Raw genomic sequence first — 12601 nt, 5'->3', positions numbered from 1 at the left:
AATCAAAGCGACGCGGCAGCCGGGCCTAAGGCCGCCCGAAGCAGCTTGAGCGCATCTTCGCTCGCCCATTCGGCTGGTCCCGCGATCGTCGCGATCTCGCAACCCTGCGGGTCGACCAGCACCGAGGTCGGCATGCCCAGCGCCCGACCTATCGACTTAAGATCCTGGAAAACTTTGGCTTTCTGGTCGGTAAAATAGCCGAGCCTGGTCAGATTGGCATCTTTCAGGAAGTTCTTCGGCTTCTCGGGGTCGCGGGTGTCGATATTGATCGCCACCACCTCGAAATTTGGCCCCGACAGCTTGGTCTGGAGCTGGTCCAGCGCCGGCATCTCTTTTCGGCAGGGCACGCACCATGTGGCCCAGAGGTTGACCAGCAGGGTCTTGCCGCGGAAATCGGACAGCTTCTTCGGTTTGCCCTCGGCATCCTCGAAGGTCAGGTCCGGCAGCTTCAAGGGCGCGCTCGCCATGGTCAGCGCCGCCACCTCGCCATGGGCGAGCGGGGCGATCTTCCGGGCCGTGGCCACCGCCGCCCGGCAGGCCGGGTCGCCTGACGGAGCCCGGCTCAGGCCGAGCCCGTACAGCGCGGCGAAACCGGCCAACCCGCCGACCACCACGGTGGCGATGACGATGGGGATCCGGCGCGTGGCGGAGGGCTTCTGGTCCAGCATATCGTTTGTCATCCGGTCGCAGATATGGCTATCAGGGGCCTCTTAATACGGCTGGCCTCCGCCAGCAAACATGCGGCAAAGCAAGGCGTGAGCAGGGGATCATGAGCAACAAGATGTGGGGCGGCCGGTTCTCGGAACGTCCCGATGAGATCATGGAAGAGATCAACGTCTCCATCGACGTCGATCGTCACCTGTTTGCCCAGGACATTGCCGCGTCCAAGGCCCACGCCGCGATGCTTGCCAGCCAAGGCATCATCACGGCCTCTGATGCGAAAAATATCGGCAAGGGTCTAGACACGATTTTGTCAGAGATCGGCAACGGCCGCTTCGAGTTCAAGCGCGCGCTCGAGGACATTCATATGAATGTCGAGAGCCGCCTGTCGGAGCTGATCGGCCCCGCTGCCGGCCGTCTGCACACCGCTCGCTCGCGCAACGACCAGGTCGCGACCGATTTCCGTCTCTATGTCCGCGACGTTCTCGATGAGACCGATGCCGCGCTCGCCGCATTCCAGCAGGCGCTGGTGGAGCGCGCGCTCGAGCATGCCGGCACGGTCATGCCCGGCTTCACGCATCTGCAGACCGCGCAGCCCGTGACCTTCGGCCACCATCTGATGGCCTATGTCGAGATGGCAGCGCGCGACCGCGGCCGTTTCCAGGATGCGCGCAAGCGGCTCAATGAATCGCCGCTGGGTGCCGCTGCGCTCGCCGGCACCTCGTTCCCGATCGACCGCCACGCCACGGCCAAAGCGCTCGGCTTCGATCGTCCGATGGCGAACTCGCTCGACGCGGTCTCCGACCGCGACTTTGTGTTGGAGACGCTGTCAGCCGCATCAATCTGCGCCGTGCACATGTCGCGCTTTGCCGAGGAGATTGTGATCTGGACCTCGCCGCTGGTCGGCATGATCCGCCTCAGCGACAAGTTCACCACCGGCTCCTCGATCATGCCGCAGAAGCGCAATCCCGACGCCGCCGAGCTGGTGCGCGCCAAGACCGGCCGCGTCATCGGCGCGCTCAATGGTCTCCTGATCGTGATGAAGGGCCTGCCGCTCGCCTATCAAAAGGACATGCAGGAGGACAAGCAGGGCGCCATGGAGGGCTTTGCCGCGCTGTCGCTCGCGATCCGCGCCATGACCGGCATGGTCCGTGACCTCGTGCCTGATGAGGCCAGGATGAAGCTTGCTGCCGGCGAGGGCTATGCCACCGCGACCGATCTTGCCGACTGGCTGGTGCGGACGCTGAAGATGCCGTTCCGCGAGGCCCACCACGTCACCGGCCGCATCGTCGCCAAGGCCGCCGAGGGCGGCGTGGTGCTGCACGAGCTGCCGCTGAGGGAGATGCAGGCGATCGAGCCCAGGATCACCAAGGACGCGCTCGGTGTGCTCTCGGTCGAATCGTCGGTGAAGAGCCGCACTAGCTTCGGCGGCACCGCGCCGAAGAACGTGACGTCGCAGGCGAAGGCCTGGGCGAAGCGGCTGGAAAAAGAGCGAAAATTGGGCTGAAGGCAAAATTTCGCTTATGTTTCATGATCATCCGGCTCTCGCCAGAGCGCGCCAATCTCTGTATGGTGCGCCCCGCGTAGTGGGGATTTCGTCGTGACGTCAAAGTTTCGCCCGGCCGGCTCGGGTTGGGCCATCATTGTCTTGAGCCTGAGCGCGCTTGCGCTCGCCGGCTGTGGCCGCAAGGGCCCGCTCGACCTGCCGCCGACCGCCTCCAACGCGTCCACGGCCAATATCGCCGCGCCTGCCGATACCGAGACCGAAGCCCAGAAGACGCCGAGCGTGTTCAATCCGACCTATGGTGCGGATGCCCCGCCGGCGGCGACCAAGGGCAAGAAGAAACCGTTTATCCTCGATCCGCTCCTGGACGAAAAGCCCAGCCGATAGGCTGGGGTAACTGAGCCAACGCCATGAACCATTTCGACTATCGCAACGGCGTGCTGCACGCCGAGGCGGTGAACCTGTCCGAGCTGGCCGCGACAACAGGCACGCCGTTCTATTGCTATTCGACCGCGACGCTGGAGCGGCACTACCGCGTCTTCGCCGATGCCTTTGCCGGCGAGAAGGTGCTGATTTGCTACGCGATGAAGGCGAACTCCAACCAATCGGTGCTGCGCACGCTTGCGAAGCTTGGTGCGGGCGCTGACGTCGTCTCGGGCGGTGAGCTGAAGCGCGCGCTGGCCGCCGGTATTCCCGCCAGCAAGATCGTGTTCTCGGGCGTCGGCAAGACCGAGACCGAGCTGCGCGCGGCGCTCGCCGCCGACATCCTCTGTCTCAACGTCGAATCCGAGCCCGAGCTCGAATTGCTGTCGCGCCTCGCCACCGAGACGGGCAAGACCGCGCGCATTTCCATCCGCGTCAATCCGGACGTCGATGCCGGCACGCATGCCAAGATTTCGACCGGCAAGTCCGAGAACAAGTTCGGCATCCCGATCGTGCACGCCCGCGAGGTCTATGCGCGCGCTGCGAAGCTGCCCGGCATTCAGGTGACCGGCACCGACGTTCACATCGGCAGCCAGATCACCGATCTGTCCAAGATGGAGACGGCGTTCCGCATCCTGTCCGAATTCGTGCAGACGCTGCGCGCCGACGGCCACAACATCAGCCACGTCGATTTCGGCGGCGGGCTCGGCATTCCCTATGACATGGACCGCGAGGCGCCGCCGGCGCCGGATGCCTATGCCGCGATGGTCAAGCGCGTCAGCCACAATCTCGGCTGCACGCTGATGTTCGAGCCGGGCCGCATGATCGTCGGCAATGCCGGCATCCTGGTCGCCAAGGTGATCTATGTGAAGCATGGCGACGGCAAGAACTTCGTCATCATCGACGCCGCGATGAACGACCTCATTCGTCCGACGCTGTACGAGGCGCATCACGACATCCTGCCGGTGACGGAGCCGGCGAAGGGCGCAGCGACCATCATGGCCGACGTCGTCGGACCGGTGTGCGAGACCGGCGACTACCTCGCGCTCGACCGCACGCTGCCGACGCCCAAGCCGGGCGATCTCATCGCCATCATGACCGCAGGCGCTTACGGCGCCGTCCAGGCCGGCACCTACAACACGCGGCCGCTGGTGCCGGAGGTGATGGTGAAGGGCGATCAATACGCGGTCGTGCGCCCGCGCATCGAGGTCGAGCAGCTCATTGCGATGGATACGCCGGCGCCGTGGCTGTGAGCCGGCGCCGCGCCGGTTCGCGCGGCCAACTCAAAACGCGAAAACAACCCCATGCACAGTAGCCTTGGGAGACCCGCCTGACGCCGGGTGGTCCTGCGAAACTGCTTGATAGGCCACGCGAATCGGCCGCCTCGGCGCAATCGCTAGCTTTTTCGGCCCACGACGACCCCGGCCTTCTGCTCGATCGGCTTGATCGCCGCGGTGAAATCGGATCCCGCGCCCTCCGCGGCGATCACGGTCTCCCAGAGTCGACCAACGGCGTCCGCAACCTCCATCGACAGGCCGAGCTGTTTCATCTCCTCCAGCGCCAGCCGGACGTCCTTCACCATCAATCCGGTGGCGAAGCCGAAGTCGAAGGTCCGCGGCAGCACCGAGCGCGGAAACTTGTCGCGGCTCGCCGTGTTCATGCCGGAGCCCGCATTGATGACGTCGATCATGACGGCGGGATCAAGCCCGGCCTTCACGCCCATCACCACGGCCTCCGAGGTCGCCACGATCGCGGTGGCCGAGAGGAAATTGTTGGCGAGCTTCATGGTCTGCGCAGCGCCCGGCTTCTCGCCGATGAAGAACACCTTTCCGATCACGTCGAGCGCGGGCTTGAGCAGCTCGAACTCCGCTCTTGGCCCTGACACCATCACCGCGAGCGTCCCCTTCTCGGCGCCCCCGACGCCTCCCGAGACCGGGCAGTCGATCTGCACGATGTTTCGTTTCGCCAGCAGGCCGTGAATCTTCGCGGCCATCGCCGAGCCGACGGTCGACAGATCGATGAAGCGTTTGGCGCGGCTGCCCTCGATCACGCCGCTGGCGCCTGTGGCCACCTCGAGCGAGGCCTGCAGCGACGGCAGGCTCGCCATCACCGTCTCGACCTTGTCGGCAACGTCCTTCGGCGACGTCGCAGCGGTTGCGCCGCGCGCGACAAGCATGTCGACGGCCTCCTTGCGGGTGTCGAACACGACGAGCTTGTGCCCGGCCTCGATCAGCCGCCGCGCCATCGGGAAACCCATGTTTCCGAGGCCGATGAATCCGATGTCCATGGTGTTTCCTTGTGTTCTTGTCTTCATTATTTTGTCGAACGACCCCGCGCAACTCTCGGTGTCGTCCTGGCGAAAGCCAGGACCCATTACCCCAGGGAGAAGTTGTGGCGCGAAGTGGTCACTCCGAGTCCCCATAACCACATCCGCCGGTGGCTATGGGTCCTGGCTTTCGCCAGGACGACGAGGGGGAGGGATGCTGGGTCCCTCACTCTCATCGTCCCTCACGCCTTCCCATCGATCTCCGCGAACACCTCGCGCGCGATGCGGAAGCTGTCGACGGCGGCCGGCATGCCGCCATAGATCGCGACCTGCATCAGGATCTCGCGGATCTCGTCGCGGCTGACGCCGTTGGTCAGCGCGCCCTTCAGATGCGCGCGGAACTCGTGCTGGCGGTTCAGGATCGCGATCATCGCGATGTTGAGCATGCTCCGGGTCTTGCGCGGCAGCTCCTCGCGGCCCCACACCGTGCCCCAGCAATATTCGTTGAGCATCTCCTGGAACGGCCGGTTGAAGTCGTCGACGTTCTTCAGCGCGTTGTTGACATAGGCTTCGCCCAGCACCGCTTTGCGGACCTCCAGGCCCTTGTCGTGCATCTTCTTGTCCATGGCGTTTCCTTATTCCCCTCAGGTTTTCTCTTGGGATGGCGCCGCGGAAATTACGGGGTTGCCCCTTGCCAGTCACGTCCTCGTGTTATGCGGGAAAAGGGGTGTCTCCCGTACAGGAACGGATGCCTCAGTGCTGCCGTTGTGGTACGCTCCTCTCCGCCGGGTAACCTGGAGAGTTGATTGAACGGCGTCACCCCCGACCCGTCAGACCCGATCCGCGATGGCGATGCTCTGTCGCGGCTGAAGCTGGCGCAGGCCCTCGAGCGGTCCACCTATGCCATCGCGTGGGAGCGTGCCTGGCCCGGTCTGGCGCGTGTTTTCACCGTTATCGGCCTGTTCCTGGTGGTGTCCTGGGCTGGCATCTGGCTGGCGCTGCCCTCCGTCGCGCGTGCGATCGGCCTCGTCCTTTTCGCAGGCCTTGCGGCCGCCGCCCTGTTCCCCCTGATTCGGTTTCGCTGGCCGAGCCGCGCAGAGGCGCTCGCCCGGCTCGATCGCGGTTCGGGCATCCGTCACCGCCCGGCCACCACGCTCACGGACACGCTGACGTCGCAGGACCCTGTCGCGCAGGCGCTCTGGCAGGCCCAGCGCGAGCGCACGCTGGCCTCGCTCAAGCGCATCCGCGCCGGTTTGCCGCGTCCGCGCCTTGCCATCCACGATCCCTGGGCGCTGCGTGCGCTGGTCATGATCATGCTGGTCGCGACCTTCTTTGCCGCCGGCGACGAGCGCGCGATGCGGCTGGGCGCAGCCTTCGACTGGAACGGAGTGCTGGCGCCGACCAACATCCGCGTTGATGCCTGGGTCACGCCGCCGCTCTACACCGGCAAGCCGCCGGTGATCCTGTCGGCGGCCAACAAGGAAGCCGCGGCCCTTCCGTCCTCCGGCCCGCTCTCGGTTCCCGCGGGCTCGACCCTGATCGTGCGCTCCTCCGGCGGCAGCCTGGATGTCGTCGTCTCCGGTGGCCTCAAGGAGGCCGAGCCGAAGGAGGCTGCGCCGAAGGGCACCAACGAGAAGCATTTCACCATCACAGGCGACGGCACTGCGCATGTCCGTGCGCCCTCGGGTCAGCCGCAATGGGCGTTTGCGGCGAGCCCGGATCGTCCGCCGACGATCGCGCTCGCCAAGGACCCGGAGCGCCAGGCGCGCGGTGCGCTCCAGCTCGTCTACAAGATCGAGGACGATTACGGCGTCACCGGCGCCGAAGCGCAGGTCGCCGCGCGCAGCAATGATGCCGGCAAGGACGGCGATGGACGAACCGCGGCGCGGCCGCTGTTCCAGCCGCCGCAATTCCCGCTCGTGCTGCCGAACGCGCGCACCCGTAACGGTGTCGGTCAGACGGTGAAGGATCTCAGCGAGGATCCCTATGCCGGCGCCGACGTCACGCTGACGCTGACCGCCAAGGACGAGGCCGGCAACGAGGCTCGAAGCGAACCCTTCAACATGCGCCTGCCCGAGCGGCTGTTCACCAAGCCGCTCGCACGCGCGCTGATCGAGCAGCGCCGCATCCTCGCGCTCGATGCCAACAGGAATTCCGACGTCTACACGGCGCTCGACGCGCTGATGATCGCGCCCGAACTGTTCACGCAGGAGACCGGGCAATATCTCGGCCTCTACAGCGTCACCCGCCAGCTCGAGGCGGCGCGCACCGACGATGCATTGCGCGAGGTCGTGGCAAGCCTGTGGGCACTCGCGGTGACGATCGAGGATGGCAACATCTCCGACGTCGAGAAGGCGTTGCGCGCGGCGCAGGAGGCGCTGAAGCAGGCGCTGGAGCGCGGCGCCAGCGACGAGGAAATCAAGAAGCTGACCCAGGATCTGCGCGCGGCGCTCGACAATTTCATGCGCCAGCTCGCCGAGCAGTTCCGCAACAACAAGGACGCGCAGAATCTCGCGCGGCCGCTCGATCCAAACACGAAAATCCTGCGCCAGCAGGACCTGCAGAACATGATCGACCGCATGGAGCGCCTGTCGCGCTCCGGCGACAAGGATGCGGCCAAGCAGTTGCTCGACCAGCTCCAGCAGATGCTGGAGGGCCTGCAGATGGCGCAGCCCGGACAGTCCGGCGAGAGCGACATGGAGCAGGCGCTCAACGAGCTCGGCGACATGATCCGCAAGCAGCAGCAATTGCGCGACAAGACCTACAAGCAGGGCCAGGACTCCCGGCGCGATCGCATGCGCGGCAAGCAGCAGGGCGACCAGTCGATGTCGGATCTGCAGCAGGACCAGCAGGCGCTGCGCGACCGCCTGAAGAAGCTTCAGGACGAAATGGCCAAGCGCGGCCTTTCGCAGAAGGGCCAGCAGGGACAGAAAGGCCAGAAGGGGCAGCCTGGCGACCAGGGCCAGGACGGCGATCAGGATGCCGACCAGGGTGATGACGAAGGCGGGCTCGATTCCGCCGACAACGCCATGGGCGATGCGGGTTCGAAGCTCGGCGAAGGCAATGCCGACGGCGCCGTGGACTCCCAGGGCAAGGCGCTGGAGGCGATGCGCAAGGGTGCGCAGAAGATGGCCGAGGCGATGCAGCAGGGCGATGGCGACGGTCAGGGTGACGGTCCCGGCAATCGCACCGGCCGCCAGCAAAGCGGTGCCAACCAGACCGACCCGCTTGGCCGTCCGATGCACGGCCGCGAACTCGACGATTACACGGTCAAGATCCCGGGCGAGATCGACGTGCAACGTGTTCGCCGCATCCTCGAAGAACTCCGCCGCCGCCTCGGCGACCCTTCGCGCCCGCAGATCGAGCTCGACTATATCGAGCGGCTGCTGAAGGATTTTTGAGGGCAGGCCCTCACCTCATCCTCCGTCATTGCGAGTGCAGCGAAGCAATCCAGAATCTCTCTGCGGAAAGATTCCATCTCCGTCACCCTGAGGTGGCCGCTTCTTCAGCGGCCCTCGAAGGGCGACGGCCCATCTGCATCTGGGCCGTTCATCCTTCGAGGCTCTGAGCACAGTGCAGATCGCACTGCGCTCCTCGCACCTCAGGATGACGGATCACGAGCTTGCGCTGCTTGCGGCGTCAGGCCTTCTTCGCTGCAAGCGCGTCCGCAACCGCCGTGCGGATATCGGCGATCGAGAATGGCTTGGTCACGACATCATGCACCAGCGCATTCAAATTCGATGCGCGTTCGCGCTGATCGGCAAAGCCCGTCATCAGCAGGATGGTCAGCTGGGGAAAGTCGCGCGCGACGGAGAGCGCGAGCGCGATGCCGTCCATGACCGGCATCTGGATATCGGTGAGCAAGAGGTCGAACGCGCCGTCCTCGCGGGTCAGGATCTCAAGCGCCTCGGCACCGTCCTGTGCGGTGACGGTCTCGTGGCCGTCCATGGCGATGGCGCGCGCCACCAGCTGGCGCATCGAATCCTCGTCATCGGCGATCAACACTTTTGGCATGACAGCAACCTTGGGACCAACCTCCCGTGCGGACTCCATCAAGCCTGACTATACGCTGCCGCCGGCAATGTCGCGCCGGTTGAAGAAGCGAACGTCGATATTGCGGCCTTCCGGCGGCGGCGAGGCCAGCCGCGAGCGGAAGAAGGCGCGTTCGCCGGGTTGCAGCACGGTCTGCTCCAGCACCGAATTCCAGGCGTAGATCTCGGCGCCTTGCGCGTCGCGCACCGCAAAACGGAGCCGCGGAATATCGACCGGCTTCTTGCCCTGGCCGACGATCACGCCCTCGATCACCAGCACCTGCTTACCGTCCACGGTCTCGGTCGAGAGCTTGACGTCCTTGAAGGAGAGCCCGCGCAGGTTCACCTCCAGCCCGACCATCTTGTAGAACGCCGCGGTCTGCGGCAGCAGGCGGACCATGTCGCCGCGCCAGATCACCAGCGCCAGGACCAGCGCGCCCATGGCGGCGCACGCGGTCGGCAGGCCGTAATGGGATTTGCGCGAGGCGATGGCGGGCTTCGGCCGGCTCACCTTGGCCCCGCGACGGCTGAACAGGCTACGGAACCAGGATTGGTGCTGGACGCCGACGACGTCCTCTTCCGCGGCCCGGGCCGCCGCCGACCATTCGTCTTCGGGCTCGGCAGTGTCCTCCGTCGGCCAGTCGCTGGCGATCGAGGGACTTTCGACCACCGGGGTCTCGGCGGCCTCGTCCTGGGCGTAGGTGTTCCACTGCGCGGCAAGGTCGGACTGGTCGTCGGCCTGGCCGGCCGCGGCCATGGCCGGAACGGCCGCCTCCTCGATGGCATCCTCGGGATGCGCCATCCATGTCTCCTTGCAGCGGGAGCAGCGGACCGTCCGGCCGTTAGCCCCAAGGCTGGCAAGCTTGATGGCGTAGGATGTCGTACAATGGGGGCAGACGATATGCATGGACGGCCTCGACGATGACCTTGTCGCCCGGAACTGGGCGCCAATGGTACTCCATGAAGGGTACTTCAAAGGATGCTGCCGGGGATGCTACAGGGCGACCGTTAACGAACCGGAAACCATAACGGTCGCACAACCCCCTGATCGCACGTGGCGAAACTTCGCTGGCGTGCGGCCTACGCCCCTCGAACGGAGCTGAACGTGGTTCGGTTCGAAAATGTCGGATTGCGTTACGGTCTGGGGCCGGAGATCCTGCGCGACCTCAATTTCCAGATCCCGGCGCATTCCTTCCAGTTCCTCACCGGCCCGTCGGGCGCCGGCAAGACGTCGCTGCTGCGCCTGTTGTTCCTGTCGCACCGGCCGACGCGCGGCCTCGTCAATCTGTTCGGGCACGACATCTCCCAGCTCGGCAAGGACGAGATCGCGGACCTGCGCAAGCGCATCGGCATCGTGCTCCAGGATTTCCGCCTGCTGGACCACATGACGACCTACGAGAACGTGGCGCTGCCGTTCCGCGTCATGGGTCGCAGCGAATCGAGCTATCGCAAGGAGGTCATCGACCTCCTGCGCTGGGTCGGCCTCGGCGACCGCATGGACGCGCTGCCGCCGATCCTGTCGGGCGGCGAGAAGCAACGCGCGGCGATCGCGCGCGCGGTGATCTCGCGGCCGCAACTGCTGCTCGCGGACGAGCCGACCGGCAGCGTCGATCCGACGCTCGGGCGACGCCTGCTTCGGCTGTTCATCGAGCTCAACAAGTCAGGCACCGCCGTCATCATCGCAACCCACGACATCGCGCTGATGGACCAGTACGACGCGCGCCGCTTCGTGCTGCATCAGGGACGGCTGCACGTCTATGAGTAGAACCGACGATCGCGGCGTATTGGTCGATCTCGGACAGGAGCGTCCGCAGCTTCCCGCGCGGGCGCGCAACATGTCGCCGATCGTGCCGCGCGCCTCGATCCACGGCCGCGCGCTGGTCGCCGTCGTCGCCATCATGACCTTCCTCGCCTCGATGACGACGGGCGCGGTGCTGCTGGTCAGCGCCTCGGCTGCGGAATGGCAATCGGATGTCGCAAGCGAGATCACCATCCAGGTCCGTCCGCAATCCGGACGCGACATCGAGCGCGATACGGCTGCCGTCACCGAGGCGCTGCGCGCGCAGGCCGGCGTCGTCGAGGTCAGGCCGTTCAGCAAGGACGAAAGCGGCAAGCTGCTCGAGCCGTGGCTCGGTACCGGCCTGTCGATGGACGATCTGCCGGTGCCGCGCATGATCATCGCGCGCGTGCAGCCGGGAACGGTGCTCGATCTCGGTGCCTTGCGCGCTCGCGTGACGCAAGCGGCGCCGAGTGCCAGCGTCGACGATCACCGCGCCTGGATCGAACGGATGCGCTCGATGACCAATGCCACCGTGCTCTCCGGCATCGGCATCCTCGCGCTCGTCATCGTCGCGACGATCATTTCGGTGTCGTTCGCAACGCGCGGCGCCATGGCGGCGAACCGCCCGATCGTCGAAGTGCTGCATTTCGTCGGCGCCGGTGACCGCTACATCGCCAATCACTTCCTGCGGCACTTCCTCAGGCTCGGTCTCGAAGGCGGCGTCATTGGCGGGGGCGTCGCCATGCTGCTGTTCGGCTTCTCCGAGTCGATCGCCGGCTGGTTCTCCGGCACGCCGGTCGGCGACCAGTTCGCCGCGCTGCTCGGCACCTTCTCGCTGCGGCCCTCAGGTTATGTCGTGCTCGCGGTGCAGGCCGTCCTGATCGGCGCGATCACGGCGGTCGCCTCGCGTCAGACGCTTTTCGCCACGCTAAATGATGTGGATTGAGTTCCTTTCTTCCTTCTCCCCTTGTGGGAGAAGGTGGCATAGGCGGCCTTCGGCCGCCGTTCTTAGAGAACGCCGAAGCGAAGCTTCGGCTATGGCGCCGGATGAGGGGTATCTATCCACGAGCTCACTGCGAGCTTCACTTGCGGAGAGAACCCCTCACCCGTCTCGCCGCTTCGCGGCGAGCCACCCTCTCCCACAAGGGGAGAGCCCGACAAACCGGACTCCACATCGCCTCAAAACGTCTTAAAATCATCCGGGGAAGGGATCACCGATATCGCATGACCTCGCCGACCGACGATCAATCGCCGAACCTGCCGCGCGGCTGGCTGCGCGCGACCATCGTCTCGACGGTCGCGTTCGTGTTCGTCGGCGTGGCGGCGGGCTTTGTTGCGTTCTTGACGCAATTGCGCGGCGCCGAGATCGCCCCTGGCCGCAAGGCGGACGGCATCGTGGTGCTGACGGGCGGCTCCTCGCGGGTCTCGGACGCGATGGAGCTGCTTGCGGCCGGCTACGGCAAGCGGCTGCTGATCTCGGGCGTGCACCCGACCTCGACCGCAAGCGACATCTCCCGGACACTGCCGGAGAACCAGTCCTTCATGACCTGCTGCGTCGATCTCGATCGCACCGCGCTCACCACCCGCGGCAACGCGGCGGAGGCGCGGCGCTGGGCCGAGGGGCGCGGCTTCAAATCGCTGATCGTGGTCACCTCGAACTATCACATGCCGCGCGCGCTGGTGGAGTTCTCGCACGCGATGCCGGAGACGACGCTCGTTCCCTTCGCGGTGGTCGGCGACAAATGGCGCGAGGAGCCATGGTGGACCTCGGCCTCGACGCTGAGGCTGCTCATGTCCGAATATGTCAAGTACATCGCCGCGGAGGTCAGGGTGCGGCTGGAAGATTTCGGGATTGACCTTTCCCCCGAGATGTCGGAGCAGCCTGCGGGTCTGCAATCCAGGCGGCCTGCCACGGCACAGGCCAATTGATCGGATTC

The 12601-nt window shown here is 65.7% G+C and carries 12 protein-coding genes; 7 read left to right on the top strand and 5 right to left on the bottom strand.

Features of this window, described 5'->3' with window-relative positions:
* Positions 1-2 precede the first annotated feature (2 nt).
* Positions 3-668, bottom strand: a complete 666-nt coding sequence (tlpA, locus tag JQ621_RS08550) for a thiol:disulfide interchange protein TlpA (protein ID WP_212234001.1) — start codon at positions 666-668, stop codon at positions 3-5.
* Positions 669-769: 101 nt separating this feature from the next.
* On the opposite strand from tlpA, the gene argH reads away from it, so the two are divergent.
* The 3 genes from argH (at position 770) to lysA (ending at position 3840) form a co-directional block, all read left to right on the top strand.
* Positions 770-2167 carry an argininosuccinate lyase gene (gene argH / locus JQ621_RS08545; RefSeq protein WP_212234000.1) on the top strand — a complete coding sequence of 466 codons (1398 nt, stop codon included), beginning with the start codon at positions 770-772 and terminating at the stop codon, positions 2165-2167.
* 93 nt (positions 2168-2260) lie between these two features.
* Complete coding sequence (gene lptM, locus JQ621_RS08540; RefSeq protein WP_212233999.1) at positions 2261-2551, top strand: LPS translocon maturation chaperone LptM; 291 nt, start codon at positions 2261-2263, stop codon at positions 2549-2551.
* Between the two features lie 23 nt (positions 2552-2574).
* Entirely contained in the window at positions 2575-3840 is a 1266-nt protein-coding gene (lysA, locus tag JQ621_RS08535; protein WP_212233998.1) for a diaminopimelate decarboxylase, read from the top strand.
* 143 nt (positions 3841-3983) lie between these two features.
* Here the strand turns inward: lysA and JQ621_RS08530 are convergent, their stop codons facing one another.
* Together JQ621_RS08530 and JQ621_RS08525 are read right to left on the bottom strand one after the other, a co-directional pair.
* Positions 3984-4874, bottom strand: a complete 891-nt coding sequence (locus tag JQ621_RS08530) for an NAD(P)-dependent oxidoreductase (RefSeq protein ID WP_212233997.1) — start codon at positions 4872-4874, stop codon at positions 3984-3986.
* Between the two features lie 221 nt (positions 4875-5095).
* Positions 5096-5479 (bottom strand): carboxymuconolactone decarboxylase family protein, encoded by a 384-nt coding sequence (locus JQ621_RS08525; protein ID WP_014491654.1) that lies wholly within the window; start codon positions 5477-5479, stop codon positions 5096-5098.
* Between the two features lie 180 nt (positions 5480-5659).
* Here JQ621_RS08525 and JQ621_RS08520 point away from each other — a divergent pair, with 180 nt between their 5' ends.
* Positions 5660-8254 carry a TIGR02302 family protein gene (locus tag JQ621_RS08520; RefSeq protein WP_212233996.1) on the top strand — a complete coding sequence of 865 codons (2595 nt, stop codon included), beginning with the start codon at positions 5660-5662 and terminating at the stop codon, positions 8252-8254.
* Positions 8255-8492: 238 nt separating this feature from the next.
* Here JQ621_RS08520 and JQ621_RS08515 read toward each other — a convergent pair whose 3' ends face one another.
* Together JQ621_RS08515 and JQ621_RS08510 are read right to left on the bottom strand one after the other, a co-directional pair.
* Positions 8493-8867: a response regulator gene (locus JQ621_RS08515; RefSeq protein WP_212233995.1), complete on the bottom strand. Its 375-nt coding sequence runs from the start codon at positions 8865-8867 to the stop codon at positions 8493-8495.
* A gap of 48 nt (positions 8868-8915) precedes the next feature.
* Complete coding sequence (locus JQ621_RS08510) at positions 8916-9791, bottom strand: MJ0042-type zinc finger domain-containing protein (protein ID WP_212233994.1); 876 nt, start codon at positions 9789-9791, stop codon at positions 8916-8918.
* A 198-nt stretch (positions 9792-9989) separates the two neighbouring features.
* Here JQ621_RS08510 and ftsE point away from each other — a divergent pair, with 198 nt between their 5' ends.
* The 3 genes from ftsE to JQ621_RS08495 all read left to right on the top strand — a co-directional run bounded on the left by ftsE (position 9990) and on the right by JQ621_RS08495 (position 12593).
* Complete coding sequence (gene ftsE / locus JQ621_RS08505; protein WP_212233993.1) at positions 9990-10649, top strand: cell division ATP-binding protein FtsE; 660 nt, start codon at positions 9990-9992, stop codon at positions 10647-10649.
* Complete coding sequence (locus JQ621_RS08500) at positions 10642-11610, top strand: cell division protein FtsX (protein WP_212233992.1); 969 nt, start codon at positions 10642-10644, stop codon at positions 11608-11610. Before ftsE ends, JQ621_RS08500 begins: the two co-directional genes overlap by 8 nt.
* Positions 11611-11888: 278 nt before the next feature.
* Positions 11889-12593: a YdcF family protein gene (locus JQ621_RS08495; protein ID WP_212233991.1), complete on the top strand. Its 705-nt coding sequence runs from the start codon at positions 11889-11891 to the stop codon at positions 12591-12593.
* Positions 12594-12601 lie beyond the last annotated feature (8 nt).

The sequence above is a fragment of the Bradyrhizobium manausense genome (assembly GCF_018129685.1).
Taxonomy (GTDB): domain Bacteria; phylum Pseudomonadota; class Alphaproteobacteria; order Rhizobiales; family Xanthobacteraceae; genus Bradyrhizobium; species Bradyrhizobium manausense_D.
The sequence above is the reverse complement of the archived record's forward strand: the minus strand, read 5'-3'. Positions and strand labels throughout refer to the sequence as shown.

What these genes read in the sequence shown, in the direction of transcription:
- tlpA (WP_212234001.1), bottom strand. Translation starts at nt 668, where the DNA reads ATGCTGGACCAGAAGCCCTCCGCCACGCGCCGGATCCCCATCGTCATC.
- argH (WP_212234000.1), top strand. Translation starts at nt 770, where the DNA reads ATGAGCAACAAGATGTGGGGCGGCCGGTTCTCGGAACGTCCCGATGAG.
- lysA (WP_212233998.1), top strand. Translation starts at nt 2,575, where the DNA reads ATGAACCATTTCGACTATCGCAACGGCGTGCTGCACGCCGAGGCGGTG.
- JQ621_RS08530 (WP_212233997.1), bottom strand. Translation starts at nt 4,874, where the DNA reads ATGGACATCGGATTCATCGGCCTCGGAAACATGGGTTTCCCGATGGCG.
- JQ621_RS08525 (WP_014491654.1), bottom strand. Translation starts at nt 5,479, where the DNA reads ATGGACAAGAAGATGCACGACAAGGGCCTGGAGGTCCGCAAAGCGGTG.
- JQ621_RS08515 (WP_212233995.1), bottom strand. Translation starts at nt 8,867, where the DNA reads ATGCCAAAAGTGTTGATCGCCGATGACGAGGATTCGATGCGCCAGCTG.
- JQ621_RS08510 (WP_212233994.1), bottom strand. Translation starts at nt 9,791, where the DNA reads ATGCATATCGTCTGCCCCCATTGTACGACATCCTACGCCATCAAGCTT.
- JQ621_RS08500 (WP_212233992.1), top strand. Translation starts at nt 10,642, where the DNA reads ATGAGTAGAACCGACGATCGCGGCGTATTGGTCGATCTCGGACAGGAG.
- JQ621_RS08495 (WP_212233991.1), top strand. Translation starts at nt 11,889, where the DNA reads ATGACCTCGCCGACCGACGATCAATCGCCGAACCTGCCGCGCGGCTGG.